The 17,552-nt window shown below is 58.8% G+C and carries 16 protein-coding genes; 3 read left to right on the top strand and 13 right to left on the bottom strand.

Annotated elements, in window-relative coordinates:
- Positions 1-113: 113 nt before the first annotated feature.
- The gene (locus tag T424_RS0103135) at positions 114-1,433 is read left to right on the top strand and encodes an MFS transporter (protein ID WP_027486430.1); all 1,320 of its coding nucleotides are present in this window, start codon (positions 114-116) and stop codon (positions 1,431-1,433) included.
- Between the two features lie 174 nt (positions 1,434-1,607).
- On the opposite strand, the gene sufA is transcribed toward T424_RS0103135, so the two are convergent.
- From sufA to T424_RS0103100, 7 genes are all read right to left on the bottom strand, one after another.
- Positions 1,608-1,994: a Fe-S cluster assembly scaffold SufA gene (gene sufA, locus T424_RS0103130; protein ID WP_027486429.1), complete on the bottom strand. Its 387-nt coding sequence runs from the start codon at positions 1,992-1,994 to the stop codon at positions 1,608-1,610.
- 90 nt (positions 1,995-2,084) lie between these two features.
- On the bottom strand, positions 2,085-2,465 hold the full coding sequence (locus tag T424_RS0103125; RefSeq protein ID WP_027486428.1) for an SUF system Fe-S cluster assembly protein: 381 nt from the start codon (positions 2,463-2,465) through the stop codon (positions 2,085-2,087).
- Between the two features lie 9 nt (positions 2,466-2,474).
- Entirely contained in the window at positions 2,475-3,722 is a 1,248-nt protein-coding gene (locus tag T424_RS0103120) for a cysteine desulfurase (protein WP_027486427.1), read from the bottom strand.
- The gene (gene sufD / locus T424_RS0103115) at positions 3,715-4,986 is read right to left on the bottom strand and encodes a Fe-S cluster assembly protein SufD (RefSeq protein WP_027486426.1); all 1,272 of its coding nucleotides are present in this window, start codon (positions 4,984-4,986) and stop codon (positions 3,715-3,717) included. The genes T424_RS0103120 and sufD overlap by 8 nt, the downstream gene beginning before the upstream one ends.
- 26 nt (positions 4,987-5,012) lie before the next feature.
- Entirely contained in the window at positions 5,013-5,768 is a 756-nt protein-coding gene (sufC, locus tag T424_RS0103110) for a Fe-S cluster assembly ATPase SufC (RefSeq protein ID WP_027486425.1), read from the bottom strand.
- A gap of 69 nt (positions 5,769-5,837) precedes the next feature.
- Positions 5,838-7,307 (bottom strand): Fe-S cluster assembly protein SufB, encoded by a 1,470-nt coding sequence (gene sufB / locus T424_RS0103105; RefSeq protein WP_027486424.1) that lies wholly within the window; start codon positions 7,305-7,307, stop codon positions 5,838-5,840.
- 167 nt (positions 7,308-7,474) lie between these two features.
- Positions 7,475-8,641 (bottom strand): cysteine desulfurase family protein, encoded by a 1,167-nt coding sequence (locus tag T424_RS0103100; RefSeq protein WP_027486423.1) that lies wholly within the window; start codon positions 8,639-8,641, stop codon positions 7,475-7,477.
- A gap of 220 nt (positions 8,642-8,861) precedes the next feature.
- On the opposite strand from T424_RS0103100, the gene T424_RS0103095 reads away from it, so the two are divergent.
- Positions 8,862-9,539 carry an alpha/beta hydrolase gene (locus tag T424_RS0103095; protein WP_027486422.1) on the top strand — a complete coding sequence of 226 codons (678 nt, stop codon included), beginning with the start codon at positions 8,862-8,864 and terminating at the stop codon, positions 9,537-9,539.
- 240 nt (positions 9,540-9,779) lie between these two features.
- Here the strand turns inward: T424_RS0103095 and T424_RS0103090 are convergent, their stop codons facing one another.
- Entirely contained in the window at positions 9,780-10,901 is a 1,122-nt protein-coding gene (locus T424_RS0103090) for an anhydro-N-acetylmuramic acid kinase (protein WP_027486421.1), read from the bottom strand.
- 164 nt (positions 10,902-11,065) lie between these two features.
- Between T424_RS0103090 and tyrS the strand changes: the two genes are divergently transcribed.
- A complete protein-coding gene (gene tyrS / locus T424_RS0103085; RefSeq protein WP_027486420.1) occupies positions 11,066-12,322 on the top strand; it encodes a tyrosine--tRNA ligase in 1,257 nt (418 codons plus the stop codon).
- A 76-nt stretch (positions 12,323-12,398) separates the two neighbouring features.
- Here the strand turns inward: tyrS and T424_RS0103080 are convergent, their stop codons facing one another.
- From T424_RS0103080 to cysG, 5 genes are all read right to left on the bottom strand, one after another.
- Entirely contained in the window at positions 12,399-13,211 is an 813-nt protein-coding gene (locus T424_RS0103080) for a ferredoxin--NADP reductase (RefSeq protein WP_027486419.1), read from the bottom strand.
- Between the two features lie 174 nt (positions 13,212-13,385).
- On the bottom strand, positions 13,386-13,895 hold the full coding sequence (locus T424_RS0103075; RefSeq protein WP_027486418.1) for a DUF934 domain-containing protein: 510 nt from the start codon (positions 13,893-13,895) through the stop codon (positions 13,386-13,388).
- Between the two features lie 10 nt (positions 13,896-13,905).
- Positions 13,906-15,576, bottom strand: a complete 1,671-nt coding sequence (locus tag T424_RS0103070; protein WP_027486417.1) for a nitrite/sulfite reductase — start codon at positions 15,574-15,576, stop codon at positions 13,906-13,908.
- Between the two features lie 8 nt (positions 15,577-15,584).
- Positions 15,585-15,899: a DUF2849 domain-containing protein gene (locus T424_RS0103065; RefSeq protein ID WP_027486416.1), complete on the bottom strand. Its 315-nt coding sequence runs from the start codon at positions 15,897-15,899 to the stop codon at positions 15,585-15,587.
- Positions 15,900-15,901: 2 nt separating this feature from the next.
- Positions 15,902-17,365 (bottom strand): siroheme synthase CysG, encoded by a 1,464-nt coding sequence (gene cysG, locus T424_RS20050; protein WP_051558752.1) that lies wholly within the window; start codon positions 17,363-17,365, stop codon positions 15,902-15,904.
- Positions 17,366-17,552 lie beyond the last annotated feature (187 nt).

Raw genomic sequence — 17,552 nt, 5'->3', positions numbered from 1 at the left:
TTAAGGACGCAACAGACGTTCGTCAAAAATTTCCCGTTCTCGTTTGCCATTCACACTAAAATTCTGGATTGTACCTTCAACGGACTCACGCAGCATGGTCCGAGGGAGGAAGCATGACAAAGGCCCCACAGATTCATAGAGACGACGGCGAGACCTATGCCGACATGGCCAAACGCCTGAAATCGATTTTCAGCGGATCGATCGGCAACCTCGTCGAATATTATGATTTCTACGTTTATTCGGCCTTCTCGCTTTATTTCGCCCAAAGCTTCTTTCCGAATTCCTCCCCAACGGCACAGCTTTTGAATGCGGCCGGTATATTTGCTGTCGGCTTCATCATGCGGCCCATTGGCGGCTGGTTTTTTGGCGCCTATGCCGACCGGCGTGGCCGCAAGGAGGCCTTGACGCTATCCGTCCTCCTCATGTGTTTTGGCTCGTTGATGGTGGCGATAACACCCGGCTTTGCGACCATCGGCTATGCCGCGCCCGTCATTCTTATGATTGCCCGCATGTTGCAGGGCCTCAGCCTGGGCGGCGAATATGGAACGAGCGCCACCTATCTGTCGGAAATGGCCACGAGGGAACGGCGCGGCTTCTATTCCAGCTTTCAATATGTCACGCTGATCATGGGTCAGCTTTCGGCCATTCTCGTGCTGCTTCTGCTGCAACAGGTGCTGTTGACGCCGCAGGAACTGGAAAGCTGGGGCTGGCGCATCCCCTTTATCATTGGCGCCGCGCTTGCCATCATCGCACTGTTTTTGCGCAGAGGCATGGTGGAAACCGAGCAGTTTACCCGCAACGCGACCGAGGCGAGGATCAACCCGCTACGGGAATTGATGAATTATCCCAGGGAAGTTCTGATCGTCATCGGCCTGACGCTTGGCGGAACCGTCGCCTTCTACACTTACACCACCTATATGCAGAAATTCCTTGTCAACACGGTGGGTCTGACAAAGACGGATTCGACGCTGGTGTCCGCCGGTGCGCTTTTCGTCTATATGTGCCTGCAACCGGTCGTCGGCGCCATCTCCGACAAGGTCGGGCGTCGCCCCGTCTTGCTGGCCTTCGGGGTGTTGGGAACGCTCTGCACTGTCCCTCTTTTGACGACTCTCAGCCATGCAGCTTCGGCGCTTGAGGCGGCAATCATCATCATTCTGGCGCTGGCCATTGTCTCAGGCTATACGGCGATCAATGCCGTGGTGAAAGCGGAACTGTTTCCCACCTCCATAAGAGCGCTTGGCGTCGGCCTGCCCTACGCCCTCACCGTCTCGATTTTTGGTGGCACGGCCGAATATGTGGCGCTGTGGTTCAAGCAAGCGGGCCATGAAAGCTGGTTCTACTGGTATGTGTCCGGCTGCATTGCAATATCTCTGATCGTCTACGCCATCATGCCCGATACCCGCCATACATCACGGATCGACCGCGATGGCTGACTTTCGTTCAGCCGTCCGGAGAAAAATGGATACGGCTATTCCATCAGGAAATGCGTAAAAACGAAAATTTACAGCAGGTATGTGGAAATTCGCCCTCAATTAGAGCAATTCCGGACGCAAAACCGACTACACTTTTGCTGGAAATGCTCTAGGCAGATGCGCGCTGCAAGCGCCTCAATTGGCCGCTATCTCTTTGGCCTTTGCCAGTTCGGCGAGGTCGGCGGCCTTCAACTCCACCGACTCGCCGCAACCGCAGGCCGATGTCTGGTTGGGGTTGCGGAAGGTGAAGCCGGAGCGCAAGGTCGTGGTTTCAAAATCGATTTGCGTGCCGAGCAGATAGAGAATGGCGGCCGGATCGATCCACACATGCGCGCCGTCCCGCTCGATATGGTCGTCCTTCGGGTTGGGGTCAGTGACGAGGTCAATGGTATATTCCATGCCCGCACAGCCGCCTTTTTTCACACCAACGCGAATGCCTTTGGCATCCGCACCGGAACCCTCGACAATTTCCTTGACGCGGTTTGCGGCCACGTCGGTCATGGTCATCACGGCGAATCCCATGTCAGTCTCCTTTTCGCCACCGGGTTCAAGGTCCGGCGCTTTCTTCAGGATATGTAATTCCCGGTGATCGGGACTGCAAGCGGCCTGCGGTCAATACCAGCCGACGGCCACCTGCGCCTCTTCCGACATGCGGTCAGGCGTCCATGGCGGGTCGAAGGTCATTTCGACGTCAACGCCGGAAACGCCCTCGACGGCTCCCACCGCGTTTTGCACCCAACTTGGCATTTCGCCGGCCACGGGGCAGCCTGGCGCCGTCAGCGTCATGACGATCTTGACCATGCGGTCATCTTCGATGTCGATCTTGTAGATCAGGCCAAGCTCAAAAATATCGGCAGGAATTTCCGGATCATAGACGGTTTTCAAAGCCGCCACGATGTCATCCGAAAGCCGCGCCAGTTCCTCCTGCGGAATGCTGGACTGCACGATGCCCTCGCGGACATCCGGCTTCTGTTCGTTTTCACTCACGCTCATGGTCTTTCCTCAGCCGAAGAAGTCTCTGGCATAGACGAGCGCCTCTGCCAGCGCATCCACTTCTTCGCGCGTATTGTAAAGGGCAAACGAGGCGCGGCAAGTGGATGTCACGCCAAAACGGTGCAGAAGGGGTTGGGCGCAATGCGTACCGGCACGTACGGCAACGCCACGCCGGTCGATAACCATGGAAATGTCATGCGCATGGATACCCATGAGCTCGAAGGAGAAGATAGCCCCCTTGCCCGGCGCATCGCCAATGATCCGCAGCGAGTTGATCGCACTCAACCTTTCACGGGCATAGGCCGTAAGGTCCGCCTCATGCGCGGCTATGGCATCGCGGCCCAGCTTTTCCATGTAATCGAGAGCATAGCCAAGACCGATTGCCTGGACAATGGGCGGCGTTCCCGCTTCAAACCGATGCGGCGGGTCGTTATATGTCACCATGTCTTCGGTGACATCCACGATCATCTCGCCGCCGCCCATGAAGGGCTGCATCTCGCGCAGCCGATCCATGCGCCCGTAAAGCACGCCAATGCCCGACGGGCCATAGAGCTTGTGGCCGGTCATGACATACCAGTCGCAGCCAATGTCGCGCACATCCACCGGCATATGCACGGCGCCCTGGCTGCCATCGACCAGCACGGGAATGCCACGTTCCCGCGCGATGCGGCAAATTTCTTTTACCGGAACCACGGTGCCGAGCGCATTGGACATATGCGTTATCGCAATCAGCTTCGTGCGATCGCTCAGGCGCTTCTCGAACTCCTCGACATGGAAAACACCATTGTCGTCCACCGGCACCCAGACCAGTTTCGCGCCCTTGCGCTCACGGATAAAATGCCAGGGCACGATATTGGAGTGGTGTTCCATGATGGTGAGGAGGATCTCGTCCCCCTCGCCGATCTCCTTCATGCCATAACCATAGGCCACGGTATTGATGGCTTCGGTGGAGGACTTGGTAAACACCACCTCATCGACGGAGGGAGCGTTGAGAAATCGCCGCACCTTTTCACGCGCCGCCTCATAAGCGTCCGTCGCGGCATTGGAGAGGAAATGCAGACCGCGATGGACATTCGCATATTCATGCGAATAGGCGTGGCTCACGGCATCGATCACCACCTGCGGCTTCTGCGCGGACGCTCCGTTATCCAGATAGATCAACGGCTTATTGCCATGGACGCTGCGCGACAGGATGGGAAAATCCCGCCGCACCGCCTCCACATCATATCCGCCACGGGACTTTGCCTGATCAGCCATGATGCTCAAGCCAGTTGGAGATCACCCCTTCCAGAGCTTCAACCAGCGCCTCGTCTTCCAGTTCCTCGACAATCTCGGCCACGAAGGCGTTGATCAGCAGGCCACGCGCCTTCTTTTCCGGAATGCCGCGCGACATGAGATAATAGAGGTGGGTTTTCAAAATATCGGCAACGGTTGCGCCATGGGCGCATTGTACGTCGTCGGCAAAGATCTCGAGCTCCGGCTTCACTGAAAATTCCGCGTCGTCGGACATCAGCAGCGTGTTGCAGGCCATGCGGGCATCGGTCTTCTGCGCATCGGGGGCCACGCGGATCTGACCCTGGAACACGCCGCGCGCCTTGTCGAACACCACGTTGCGGATGATTTCCGTCGAGGTGGTGTGCGGCACGTCATGGCCGAGTGTCATGGTGATGTCGGTATGGCTGTCGCCGCCCAGAAGGTTCACGCCGCGAAGGGTGAAATCTGCACCCTCACCCGCCGTCACCACGTGGATTTCCTGACGCACCAGCTTGCCGCCGGCATTGACGATGAACAGCTTGAGCCGTGAATTCGCGCCAAGGCTGGCCTTGACCTGGGCCAGATGGGTATCGCCCTTGCCCTGCTGCTGCACGATGATCCACAAAACGTCGGCATCGTCTTCCAGAGTCAGTTCGCTGACACTGGACACAAGCCCGTCAGCCTCGGCGACATTGACATGACGCTCGATGATGGCAGCCCTGGATCCAGCCCCAAAACGGGCCGGCAGGCGGATGTGTGACTGTCCACCGGCGTGAACCGCCTGGATTTCGATCGGACTTTCCATTTCCGTCGCAGCCTGCACGTCGATCGAATAGCCGTCGCGAACAAAGCTTCCGTTCAACCGGCCAATGGCGTCATCAGCGCCGCGCGCCACAAGACCCGGCGCAGCAGAACCGTCCAGCAGGCTGTCCTGATACCGGCGAATGCTGACGCCTTCCGGCCCCTCGCGCTCGATGGAGACGCCCTGACGCAACTCGATCACCTTGCCGCCCTCGATGAGCGGCGCGCCGCCCTTTGCATCCTTTTGAACGGAGGCGGGAATGGCTTTCAGCAGGGTGCGCAGATCGGTGTAATGCCAGCTTTCGATACGACGGGAGGGCAGTCCGGTCTTTTTCAAATTATCGAAAAGAATGTCGCGCGCACCGAGAACCGCGCCATCGCCCGGCAATTCGCCAAGCTGCGCTTCATAGGCCTCGATGAGCTGCGCCTCGGCCGCAGTGGACCGATTGGCCGCTTGCATGTTCATGTCAAAGCTCCTTGTCCCTGCCGCGCTCAGGCCGCCTGGCCAGTGATGTCGGCATAGCCATTGGCTTCCAGTTCCAGCGCAAGGTTCTTGTCGCCGGTCTTGACGATCTGCCCCTTATAGAGAACGTGAACCGTATCCGGCACGATGTAATCCAGCAGGCGCTGGTAGTGGGTGATGACGATGGTGGCCCGATCCGGACGCTTCAAGGCATTCACGCCATCGGCAACGATCTTGAGCGCATCGATGTCGAGGCCGGAATCGGTCTCGTCGAGAATGCAGAGCTTCGGCTCCAGCAGCGCCATTTGCAGAATTTCAGCGCGCTTCTTTTCACCGCCAGAAAAGCCGACATTCAGCGGCCGCTTCAGCATGTCCGGGTTGATCTTCAGCTCGCCAGCTGCTTCCTTCACACGGCGCATGAAGTCCGGCGTGGAAAGCTCTTCCTCACCGCGCGCCTTGCGCTGCTCGTTCATGGCCACCTTCAGGAACTGCATGGTGGCAACGCCGGGAATTTCCACGGGATACTGGAAGGCCAGAAACACGCCCTTTGCCGCGCGTTCTGCCGGATCAAGCTCCAGAATGTTTTCGCCGTTGAAAAGGATCTCGCCTTCCGTAACCTCATAATCTTCCCGGCCGGAGAGAATGTAGGAAAGCGTCGATTTACCGGAGCCGTTCGGCCCCATGATGGCGGCAACTTCGCCCGCCTTGACGGTGAGGTTCAGGCCGCGAATGATCTCGGTGCCGTCTTCGGCGATCCGGGCGTGCAGGTTCTTGATTTCAAGCATGTGACAATCCTTTCGGACGAATGGGTCAGCGCCGCAGCGCGAAATTGAATTGGTAAGGTCGGCCTGAAATCAGCCGACCGAGCCCTCGAGGCTGATATTGATCAGCTTCTGCGCTTCAACGGCAAATTCCATCGGCAATTGCTGGATAACGTCGCGCACGAAGCCGTTGACGATGAGTGCGATGGCTTCCTCTTCCGGAATGCCGCGCTGCATGGCGTAGAACTTCTGGTCCTCGGAAATCTTCGAGGTCGTGGCCTCGTGTTCCACCTTGGCGGTCGAGTTCTTCACTTCGATATAGGGCACGGTATGGGCGCCGCACTTGTCGCCGATCAGCAACGAGTCGCAATTGGTGAAGTTGCGCGCATTGGCCGCCTTGCGATGCATGGAAACCTGACCGCGATAGGTGTTTTGCGAAACACCTGCCGAAATCCCCTTGGAGATAATGCGGCTCGACGTGTTCTTGCCGAGATGGATCATCTTGGTGCCACTATCCACCTGCTGATGACCGTTGGAAACGGCGATCGAGTAGAATTCGCCACGGCTGTCATCGCCGCGCAGAATGCAGGACGGATATTTCCAGGTGATGGCGGAACCGGTTTCGACCTGCGTCCAGGAAATCTTCGAGCGGGCGCCACGGCAATCGCCACGCTTGGTGACAAAATTGTAAATGCCGCCCTTGCCTTCCTTGTCGCCCGGATACCAGTTCTGCACGGTGGAATATTTGATTTCCGCATCGTCCAGCGCCACCAGCTCGACAACGGCGGCGTGAAGCTGGTTCTCGTCGCGCTGGGGCGCGGTGCAGCCTTCCAGATAGGAAACGTAAGCGCCCTCTTCCGCGATGATCAGCGTGCGCTCGAACTGGCCGGTATTCTTCTCATTGATGCGGAAATAGGTGGACAATTCCATGGGGCAGCGAACGCCCTTGGGTACGAACACGAAAGACCCATCGGTAAATACTGCGGAGTTCAGCGTGGCGTAATAATTGTCCGTGGTCGGAACCACCGAACCCAGATATTTCTGCACCAGTTCGGGATGTTCGCGAACGGCTTCGGAAATGGACATGAAGATCACGCCCGCCTTCTTCAGCTCCTCCTTGAACGTCGTAACGACCGAAACGGAATCGAAAACCGCATCGACGGCAATCTTGGAGGATTGCACACCGGCAAGGATTTCCTGCTCTTTCAGCGGAATGCCGAGCTTTTCGTAAACCTTGAGCAGTTCCGGATCGACGTCATCCAGCGACTTCGGGCCTTCCGCCGTTTTCGGCGCGGCATAGTAATAAATGTCGTTGAAGTCGATCTTCGGATAATCGACGCGCGCCCAGGTCGGCTCTTCCATGGTCAGCCAACGGCGATAGGCGTCCAGACGCCATTCCAGCATCCATTCAGGCTCACGCTTCTTGGCGGAAATGAAACGGACGATTTCTTCGGAAAGCCCCTTCGGAGCCTTATCGACTTCGATGGTCGTCTCGAAACCATATTTGTACTGATCGACGTCGATCTGGCGAACCTGATCGATCGTTTCCTGTACGGCAGCCATTCTCGTTCTCCAATCTCGCCGGGTCCAAGGTCCGGCAGCTTGTAAACTCCGCATTGCAAACTTTGTCCGCAATGCATGATCTGTCTTGGGGATTGCCCCTTATGTAGTTTCCCCGGCCGAAAATTCACCCCGATCACCCCCGATTTGGAGGGATTTGCGGATAAATTTCACGCCGCCTGCCCTGCCACCCGCCGCCGCGCCGCAATGCGCGCAAAGGCTTCGATGGCATGGCCGATTTCTTCTTCCGTCGTTGCCGCACCGATCGACAATCGCAGCCCGCCAAGCGCGGCATCCAGCCCCATCGCCGTCAGCACATGGCTTTGACCGACCTTGCCGGACGAACAGGCCGCCCCCGCCGAAAGCGCAATCCCCTCAAGGTCGAAGGCAATCTGTCCGGTTTCCGCTTTCAGTCCGGGCAGGCTGAAAAAACTGGTATTCGCTATTCTGTCCACACCCGCCCCGTGGATCACCACATCCGGCGCGGCTTTTCGAATGCCTTCTTCCAGTTTTTCGCGCAAGGCGGCAATTCGAAAATTGCGTTCAGTCAAATCTTTTTCCGCAAATTCGCAGGCCGCGCCCAGCCCAACGATGCCCGGAAGGTTTTCGGTGCCGCCACGATGACCCTTTTCCTGCCCGCCACCGCGAATGAGAGGCTGAGGCATCAGCGTTTCGCCTCGGCTCACCAAGGCGCCTATGCCCTTCGGGCCACCCAGCTTATGGCCGGATAGAATGAGAAAATCAGCGTCCAGCGCGGCGATATTCACCGGCATACGGCCCACCGCCTGCACGGCATCCACAAGCAGCAGGCCGCCCTTCGCCCGCACCCGTCTGGCAACGTCCGCCACCGGCTGGATAATGCCGGTCTCGTTATTGGCCAGCATCACTGCCACCATCGGCAGTCCGTCCTCGTCAGGATGGGCGGCAAGCGCTGCCTCAAGAGCGGCAAGATCAATTTGCCCGGACGGCGTTACGGCAATTTCACTGACCTGCCCGGCCGCAAAGCGCCCGCCGAGCCGCACCGCCGGATGCTCGATTGCCGATACATAAAGCCGGCCGATGGTGAGCGGCGAACGCCCCATGCGATAGGAAGGCGACAGAGCGAGATTGGCAGCCTCGGTGGCAGAGCCCGTGAAAACCACATGCGCGGGCTGCGCGCCCACAAGCGAGGCCACCTGACGGCGGGCCTTTTCCACCATGGCCCGCGCCGCGCGCCCTTCCGCATGAACGGACGAGGGATTGCCCACACTATCGAGCGCCAGCATCACGGCATCGCGCGCCTCTTGCAGCAGAGGCGCCGTCGCATTCCAGTCAAGGTAGATGCGGCTCCTGGCCATGATGTGTGTCGATCCCGAAATGTTTTGCCCCGAACCTCAAGAAAAAGCGCATTTTTCTTGAAATTTCCGGCCCGTATGCCCTATGACACGGACCACAGGGTGGCCTGCCACTCGATTTTGAATTGTTCTAAACTTGTAGAAAAGCTGAGCGCACCCGTCAAGTCATCTCTATTGGGCAGGCGCGCATATCGGCAAAAAGAAGGTAAAGATCGGAGTATCCATGCCCGAAGTCATCTTCAACGGACCTGCGGGTCGTCTTGAAGGCCGTTATCAGCCCTCCAAGGAGAAAAGTGCCCCCATCGCGATCATTCTTCATCCGCACCCGCAGTTCGGCGGCACGATGAACAACCAGATCGTCTACCAGCTCTTCTACATGTTCCAGAAGCGTGGCTTCACCACCTTGCGCTTCAATTTCCGCGGCATTGGCCGCAGCCAGGGCGAATTCGACCATGGCGCGGGCGAGCTTTCGGATGCGGCCTCCGCGCTGGACTGGGTTCAGAGCCTGCATCCTGATTCCAAGAGCTGTTGGGTGGCTGGCTACTCCTTCGGCGCATGGATCGGAATGCAGCTTCTGATGCGCCGTCCGGAAATCGAAGGCTTCATGTCGATTGCGCCGCAGCCTAACACCTATGATTTCTCCTTCCTGGCGCCCTGCCCGTCCTCCGGCCTCATCATTCACGGCGACAGCGACAAGGTTGCGCCCGAAAAGGATGTTCAGGGCCTTGTGGACAAGTTGAAGACCCAAAAGGGCATTCTCATCACCCAGAAGACCATTCCCGGCGCAAACCACTTCTTCAACGGTCAGGTGGAAACGTTGATGGCCGAATGCGAAGACTATCTGGACCGTCGTCTGGACGGCGATCTTGTGCCGGAACCCGCCGCAAAGCGGCTGCGCTGATTAGGGTGTGTGGACATTCGCCCTTGAGCGGGCTGCAAACCGTAATTTTCTGCGCTCCCGGTGCTCATGTCCTCAAGAACCCGCTGCAAAGCGGCTGCGCTGATTAGAACGCTTTTCGACCTGACTGAATCAGATCGGCGCTCTAACATCGTATTTTTGAAGCATAATCTTGTCGATCCTCGTTTCACTCGGTCGGATTATGCTCTCAGCAATGTCAAAGCCGCCTGCGGGCGGCTTTTTCTATTTCGCCTTCGCCAGTACACCACCGCTTATGGGCTTCACCACGCCGGTCGTTCCGGGAAAGGTCAGTGGCAGGCCCTTCAGCGAGCGCACGGCCAGATAGGCCCAGGCTTCAGCCTCCATCGAATCGCCGTTCAGCCCGAGATCGTCGGCATTAACGACGGTTGCGCCATCCTTTGCAGCAAGCCCGGCCATATCCGCCATGATGACGCGATTGTGCCGCCCGCCGCCACAGACCACATAGCTGCGGGGCCTTTCCGGCAAATGCCGGGCGGAGGCGAAGATTGCCGCGGCCGTCACATGGGCAAGGCTGCGCGCCCCGTCTTCCAGACTTGCTTCACCCTTCGCAGGCGGGGAAAAATCATTGCGATCCAGCGACAGGCGCTGATTGGCGGTGAAGAAGGGATGGCCCAGATAGCGCGCCACCAAAGCTTCCCGCACCGCGCCGCGCGCAGCAATCCCTCCGCCTGCGTCGAAGGCCTCGCCCGTATGGGCCTCCACCCATTGATCGATCAGCGCATTGCCGGGACCGCTGTCATAGGCGGCGATTTCGCCGTGCCTGTCGATGGCCGTCAGGTTGGAAATGCCCCCAATATTGACGAAGCAAACAGGAAAGGCATCCCTTCCCAGCCATTCCGCCAGCGCCGCATGGTAGACCGGCACCAATGGCGCACCCTGCCCGCCATGCATCATGTCATTGGCGCGCATGTCATAGACCACGTCGATACCCGTTTCCCGCGCCAGAAGCGGGCCATCGCCAATCTGCACGGTCAGCGCCTTGTGCGGCCTGTGCAGCACCGTCTGGCCATGAAAGCCGATGACATGAACATCCTGCGGCAATATGCCGGTTTCCTTCAGAAAGGCGGCAACGGCGGCGGCGTGAAAAAGCGTCTGCGCCCGCTCCAGCGCCGCAAGCCCCCCCGGACGCTCATGCCGTTTTTCAATGGCCTTTGCGTCTGCAAGCCCCTGTTTCAGCGCCTCCCGCATGGCCTTATCGTAAGGAAAGGCCATGGATGGCCCTCGCGTGACGCTGGCCTGCCCATCCGTTGCCAGAAGCGCCACATCCACCCCGTCCAGCGAGGTGCCGCTCATCAGGCCAATGGCGCGCAAAAGTTCGGTCATGCGATTCTCCAGAATGCCTCTGCCGATTGATGCCAGATTGCGACGGGCATTGAAAATGCCTGCGCATCGGCAAGTTCGGCGCCATGCCATGAAATGGATGCACAAGTGAAAAAACAATGCTAAAGCCGCCCGGAAAATCCAAAATACCAGAAGGCGTGTGCGTCATGGCCAAGTTCAAGTCCGATTTCCTGAACATTCTTTCCGAGCGTGGGTTCATTCACCAGATGTCCGATGAAACCGGGCTTGACGACCTCCTCTCGAAGGAAAGCGTGACAGCCTATATCGGCTATGACCCGACGGCTTCCAGCCTGCATGTCGGCCACCTGATGCAGATCATGATGTTGCACTGGTTCCAGCAGACCGGCCACCAGCCGATCTCGCTGATGGGCGGCGGCACGGGCATGGTTGGCGATCCCTCCTTCAAGGAAGAAGCCCGCAAGCTGATGACCGTCGAAACCATCGAGGAAAACATCGCCTCGATCAAGCGCTGCTTCTCGCACTATCTCGATTATGACAACGGCCCCAAGGGCGGCGCCCTGATGCTGAACAATGCGGAATGGCTGCGTTCGCTCAACTATCTGGAATTCCTGCGCGATGTTGGCCGCTTTTTCTCGGTCAACCGGATGCTGTCCTTCGACAGCGTCAAGACGCGCCTGGATCGCGAACAATCGCTTTCCTTCCTGGAATTCAACTACATGATCCTTCAGGCCTATGACTTCGTGGAGTTGAACAAGCGCTATGGCTGCCGCCTGCAAATGGGCGGCTCGGACCAATGGGGCAACATCATCAACGGCATCGACCTTGGCCATCGCATGGAAACGCCGCAGCTTTACGCGCTGACCGCGCCGCTGCTGACCACCTCATCTGGCCAGAAAATGGGCAAAAGCGCCTCCGGCGCCGTGTGGTTGAACGCCGACCTGCTGCCCGTCTATGATTTCTGGCAATATTGGCGCAATACCGAGGACGCCGATGTCGAGCGCTTCCTCAAGCTCTTCACCAAAATGCCGATGGACGAGATTGCCCGCCTTGCCGCACTCGGCGGGTCGGAAATCAACGAGGCAAAGAAAATCCTCGCAACGGAAGTCACCTCCATCCTGCACGGCCGCGCCGCCGCCGAACAAGCCGCCGAAACCGCCCGCAAGACCTTCGAGGAAGGCGCATTGGCAAACAACCTGCCGTCCATCGAGGTGGCCGCAGGCGAACTTGACGCAGGCCTCGGCCTTCTGGCGCTGATCGTGCGCGCAGGTCTTGCCGCCTCCAACGGAGAAGCCCGCCGCCATGTGCAGGGCGGTGCCGTAAAGATCAACGACAAGCCCATATCCGACGAGCGGGCCACGATTGGCACAGGCGACGTGACGGCAGACGGCGTCATCAAGCTCTCGCTTGGAAAGAAGAAGCACATTCTGGTCCGCCCGGCCTGAGGATTTTGACCGACTGAAAAGAAAAGGCCCGGAACGATCGCGTTCCGGGCCTTTTTTCTATTGGTATAAAATCAGATCAGCCTACGAAGGCACGTTCGATGACGAATTCTGCCGGTTTGTTGTTGGCGCCTTCGGTCAGGCCGGCCTTTTCCAGCAGTTCCTTGGTGTCCTTCAGCATGGCTGCCGAGCCGCAGATCATGCCACGGTCAATCGACGGATCGAGCGGCGGCACGCCGAGATCGGCGTAAAGCTTGCCATTGGCCATCAGGTCGGTGATGCGGCCCTGGAAGGGGTAATCCTCTCGCGTCACGGTGGCGTAATGCTTCAGCTTGTCGCCAACGATTTCGCTCAGCATCTCGTCCTGCTTGATCTCGTTAACGAGATCGAAGCCGTATTTCAGCTCGGACACCTCACGGCAGGTATGGGTGAGGATGACTTCCTCGAACTTCTCATAGGTTTCCGGATCGCGGATCAGGCTGGCGAAGGGCGCAATGCCCGTGCCGGTCGAGAACATGTAGAGGCGCCTGCCGGGCACCAGTGCATCCAGCACCAGCGTGCCGGTGGGCTTTTTGCGCATCAGCACCTTGTCGCCGGGTTGGATTCGCTGCAAATGTTGGGTCAGCGGCCCGTTCGGCACCTTGATGGAGAAAAATTCCAGCTCTTCGTCCCAGGCGGGGCTGGCAATGGAATAGGCGCGGTAAATCGGCTTTCCCTCGACCATCAGGCCGATCATCGCAAACTCGCCGGAGCGGAAGCGGAAACCTTGCGGCCGGGTCATGCGGAATCGGAAAAGGCGATCCGTATAATGCGTCACGCTCAGCACCGTTTCGGCGTAAACGCCTTCCGGCACGATGAGTTCGGCTTGATCGGTCTTCACAGGAGCGTTCATCGAAGTTCTAACCTTGCATATCGGTCTTCGGCCACTTTTCCCCGGCAGCTATATATCCAACAAGCGCCGAGAAAAACCCCGTGCACGACAGGCCAGCCTCGCAACCGGCACATATCGAACGCGGGGCCGAAAACCCGTTTCGTTACGGACAGAGATCCACGGACATCAATATGTTCATCCGGCCACCGTGCGGCGGCGCCAGCTATAGCCTTCCACTTCCGCCGCCGCACGCGCCGTCGGCTGGTAATGATTGGCAATACCCGGCAGGCGGCCTTCTTCCAGCCGCTCGATCGCAACCGCATTGGTGACGGCAAAACTGCTGAAGCCGGTGCGCAGCATCAAAGGCACCTGATCGATCAGCACGTCGCCCACGGCGCGCACTTCACCGGCAAAACCGAGACGCTCCCGCAGCAGCGAGGCATGGCTGAAGCCGCGTCCATCGTTAAAAGCAGGAAACTGCACTGCGACCAGTTCGATCCGGTCGAGATGCGGATGAAGTTTCGTCACGTCATCGGCGGGCTTGATGAGAACGCCGAGGCCGACCTCATTGGTTTCGGCCACGGCGGTCAGGAATTCATCGAGTGGCAGAAGCGGCCTTTGCCCTTCGGCAGCCTTCACCTCGTCGGTCTCGATAATCCAGTTGTCATCCCCGGCAAAGCCGCTTTCTTTCCAGATACGGGTCATTCTCTTGTCCTCAGGCGGCTTCGGCAGCGGCGCCATAAAGCGCGTCCTTGAAGGGCTTCGGCCCGACGCGGCGATAGGCTTGCAGGAAGGTTTCTTCCGGGTTCAGGCGCAGGCCGAGATAGGTATCGACCACCGTCTCCACGGCATCCGTTACCTTTTCCGGCTCGAAACCACGGCCGATGATTTCCCCGATGGAGGAGTTTTCATCGCCCGACCCGCCAAGCGTGATCTGATAGAGTTCCGCACCCTTCTTTTCCACACCCAGCAGGCCGATATGGCCGACATGGTGATGGCCGCAGGCATTGATGCAGCCGGAAATCTTGATTTTCAGCTCACCGATTTCCGCCTGACGGGCCTGCGAACCGAAGCGCTCCGAAATGGCCTGCGCCACCGGAATGGAACGGGCATTGGCCAGCGCGCAATAATCAAGCCCCGGACAGGCAATGATGTCCGTGATCAGGTTGGAATTGGCCGTCACCAGATTGGCGGTCTTGAGGTTTTCATAAAGCGCATAGAGATCGGCCATCGCGACATGCGGCAGAATGAGGTTCTGCTCGTGGCTGACCCGGATTTCATCGAAAGCATAACGCTCGGCAAGATCCGCCACGAGTTCCATCTGCACATCCGACGCATCGCCCGGAATGCCGCCGATCGGCTTGAGCGAAATCGTCACCATGCCATAATCGGGGTGTTTGTGCGGCTGGACGTTCTGATCTACCCATGTGGCAAAATCGGCATCAGCCTTCCTGGCCTTTGCCAGCAATTCCCAGCCTTCAGGCCGTGCCCTAAGTTCCGGCGGCGCGAAATAGCTTTCGATGGCGCGAATATCGGCATCGGGCAGCTTCAACACGCTGTCCTTCAACTCGGCAAATTCAGCTTCCACCTGCCGCGTCAGTTCCTCCGTGCCGGTTTCATGCACGAGGATCTTGATACGTGCCTTGTACTTGTTGTCGCGGCGGCCATGCAGGTTATAAACGCGGACGATGGCGGTGACATAGGACAGAAGATCCTCTTCCGGCAGGAAATCGCGAATCTTCTTGGCAATCATCGGCGTGCGGCCCTGGCCGCCGCCAACATAAACCGCAAAGCCGAGCTTGCCGGCATCATCCTTTTTCAATTGCAGGCCGATGTCATGCACCTGAATGGCGGCGCGGTCATGCGGCGCACCCGTCACGGCAATCTTGAACTTGCGCGGAAGGAAGGAAAACTCCGGATGCACGGACGACCATTGCCGCAGAATTTCCGCGTAAGGGCGCGGATCGGCGGCTTCATCGCGGGCTGCACCGGCAAAATGGTCTGCCGTAACGTTACGAATACAGTTACCCGACGTCTGGATCGCGTGCATTTCAACGCTTGCGAGATCGGCGAGAATATCCGGCGTATCCTTCAGCGCTGGCCAGTTATACTGGATGTTCTGGCGCGTCGTGAAGTGGCCATAGCCACGGTCATATCTGCGCGCGACATGCGCCAGCATCCGCATCTGCCGGGCGTTCAGCGTGCCATAGGGAATGGCCACCCGCAGCATATAGGCGTGCAATTGCAGGTAAACGCCATTCATCAACCGCAGCGGCTTGAAGGCATCTTCAGCCAGCTCCCCGGCGAGACGGCGCGTTACCTGATCGCGGAACTGCTCCACGCGGGCAGAAACGAAGGCGTGGTCGAACTCATCGTAACGATACATGCTAATCCTCAGGCAGAAACGAAAGCGGAATCGGCAGCGCCATATCCGTCAGCATAGGCAATGGTGGGGCCAAGGGCGCGGATGCGTTCACGCAGGCGCTGCGGCCACAGCTTGCCATCCTTCTCCTCGACATCCACGACATTCACATCAACCACGAGATTGTCGGCAAAGGCGCGCTTGCCGGTCTCTTCCAGCGCCGCCACGGCCTCCGCATGGCGGGCCACGAAGGCGTCCTGAAGATTTTCGGTCCAGTTGCCGGAGGCGTCCAGCCAGACGGCGATGCCATCGAGCAGGCGATTGGCAGTCAAGACTTTCTGAGCCATGGTTAAACCCTCACTGTTTCCTGGGCGGCATTCGCCGCCATGCGAAGCGGCTGCGACAAGGCAAAATTCGCGCCCGCCACCGCATCGCCGATAATGACCATTACGGGCCCTTTAAGCTCTTCGCGATGCTCGAGCCCCGGCAGTTCCTCCAGCGTGCCATGCAGCAGCGTGCGGCTGGCGCGACCGGCATTTTCCACCACGGCAACCGTGGTATCGGGCGCAAGCCCGCCCTGCATCAAACGCTCCGCCACCGACGCCGCGACACTGCGGCCCATATAAACCGCAACCGTTGCGCCGGAAAGAGCAAGACGCGCCCAATCCGGCAAAACATCGCCATGCAGATCATGGCCGGTGGTGAAGACCAGCGAGGACGAAACGCCGCGCAGCGTCAGCGGCAATTCAAAATCCGCCGCCGCAGCGAGCGCCGACGTGATGCCCGGCACGATCTCATAGGCAATGCCCGCATCGCGCAGCACAGACATCTCTTCACCGGCCCGCCCGAACACCAGCGGATCACCGGATTTCAGCCGCACCACCCGCTTGCCGGCCTGGCCCAACTCGACCAGAAGGGCATTGATCTCGCTTTGCGATTTGGAATGACAGCCCTTGCGCTTGCCCACAGAAATGCGCTCGGCATCACGCCGCCCCATATCGACAACCGCCTGCGGCACCAAAGCATCATACACGATGACATCGGCTTCCATCATCAAGCGATGGGCCCGCAATGTCAGCAAATCTTCGGCCCCCGGCCCAGCGCCCACCAGAAAAATCCGGCCTTCCTGCTTTTCCGCGACAACGCCTTTCAAGAGCCGGGTCGCTTCACGGCGGGCAGCACTTACGTCGCCCGCTTCCACGGCATCGGCAACCTTGCCCTTGAAAAAAGACCGCCAATAAAGCCTGCGGGGGGCACCGCGTGGCACCAGCTTTTCAACCGCCGCCCGGTAGGAATTGGCAAGCCGACCAAGCCTGCCCAGCGAAGGCGGCAGGAGGCGATCAACGTCGGCGCGGATCATCTGGGCCAATACCGGCCCCACCCCTTCCGTGCCGATGGCCACAGCCACAGGCGCACGATTGACCAGGGCTGGCGTATAGAAATCGCAGTAATCAGGCTGATCCACGGCATTGGCCGGGATCTTCAACGCCCGTGCCGCTTCGACGATGGCGCGATCCTTCGCATTGTCGCCGGTGGCACCAAAGACCAGTGAGCAGCCCTCAAGCAGCTCGGGACAGAAAGGCCGCGAATCGATTGCAATGGCCTCGCGCGACAGGAAGGCGGCATAGTCAGCCTCAGGCGCAGGGGCGAAAGCGGTGATTTCGGCACAGGTATTGCGCAGCAGGCGCGCCTTGGCATAAGCCTCATCGCCATCGCCAAACACAGCAACCTTCGCGCCCACGACGCGAAAGAAGGCCGGAAATACCGACAATTTGTCCTGATCCTGCAACACCAAATCGCACCTCTTTGACATAAGTATCGTCAGTAAAGCATGATTTTAAAAGAAACAGAAATGCGAAGGCTGGCGATGGCGCGCATTTCTTTGCTCGTACACCGCCCCAATGAGCAAAAGCCACCCATCCTTTGAACGTCGTCGTTTGCAATCCGGCCACTGGCGCGGTTAAAAGAAACATCCACGACAAGGAGCCCGCCCCGTGAGC

Origin of the sequence: Allorhizobium undicola ORS 992 = ATCC 700741, from assembly GCF_000621665.1 — a bacterium.
Classification (GTDB): Bacteria; Pseudomonadota; Alphaproteobacteria; order Rhizobiales; family Rhizobiaceae; genus Allorhizobium; species Allorhizobium undicola.
This window is presented reverse-complemented; position numbering and strand designations above follow the sequence as displayed.

What these genes read in the sequence shown, in the direction of transcription:
- sufB (WP_027486424.1), bottom strand. Translation starts at nt 7,307, where the DNA reads ATGGCTGCCGTACAGGAAACGATCGATCAGGTTCGCCAGATCGACGTC.
- tyrS (WP_027486420.1), top strand. Translation starts at nt 11,066, where the DNA reads ATGGCCAAGTTCAAGTCCGATTTCCTGAACATTCTTTCCGAGCGTGGG.
- T424_RS0103125 (WP_027486428.1), bottom strand. Translation starts at nt 2,465, where the DNA reads ATGAGCGTGAGTGAAAACGAACAGAAGCCGGATGTCCGCGAGGGCATC.
- T424_RS0103080 (WP_027486419.1), bottom strand. Translation starts at nt 13,211, where the DNA reads ATGAACGCTCCTGTGAAGACCGATCAAGCCGAACTCATCGTGCCGGAA.
- T424_RS0103075 (WP_027486418.1), bottom strand. Translation starts at nt 13,895, where the DNA reads ATGACCCGTATCTGGAAAGAAAGCGGCTTTGCCGGGGATGACAACTGG.
- cysG (WP_051558752.1), bottom strand. Translation starts at nt 17,365, where the DNA reads ATGTCAAAGAGGTGCGATTTGGTGTTGCAGGATCAGGACAAATTGTCG.
- T424_RS0103070 (WP_027486417.1), bottom strand. Translation starts at nt 15,576, where the DNA reads ATGTATCGTTACGATGAGTTCGACCACGCCTTCGTTTCTGCCCGCGTG.
- T424_RS0103090 (WP_027486421.1), bottom strand. Translation starts at nt 10,901, where the DNA reads ATGACCGAACTTTTGCGCGCCATTGGCCTGATGAGCGGCACCTCGCTG.
- T424_RS0103065 (WP_027486416.1), bottom strand. Translation starts at nt 15,899, where the DNA reads ATGGCTCAGAAAGTCTTGACTGCCAATCGCCTGCTCGATGGCATCGCC.
- sufD (WP_027486426.1), bottom strand. Translation starts at nt 4,986, where the DNA reads ATGAACATGCAAGCGGCCAATCGGTCCACTGCGGCCGAGGCGCAGCTC.
- sufC (WP_027486425.1), bottom strand. Translation starts at nt 5,768, where the DNA reads ATGCTTGAAATCAAGAACCTGCACGCCCGGATCGCCGAAGACGGCACC.
- sufA (WP_027486429.1), bottom strand. Translation starts at nt 1,994, where the DNA reads ATGGGATTCGCCGTGATGACCATGACCGACGTGGCCGCAAACCGCGTC.
- T424_RS0103135 (WP_027486430.1), top strand. Translation starts at nt 114, where the DNA reads ATGACAAAGGCCCCACAGATTCATAGAGACGACGGCGAGACCTATGCC.
- T424_RS0103100 (WP_027486423.1), bottom strand. Translation starts at nt 8,641, where the DNA reads ATGGCCAGGAGCCGCATCTACCTTGACTGGAATGCGACGGCGCCTCTG.
- T424_RS0103120 (WP_027486427.1), bottom strand. Translation starts at nt 3,722, where the DNA reads ATGGCTGATCAGGCAAAGTCCCGTGGCGGATATGATGTGGAGGCGGTG.
- T424_RS0103095 (WP_027486422.1), top strand. Translation starts at nt 8,862, where the DNA reads ATGCCCGAAGTCATCTTCAACGGACCTGCGGGTCGTCTTGAAGGCCGT.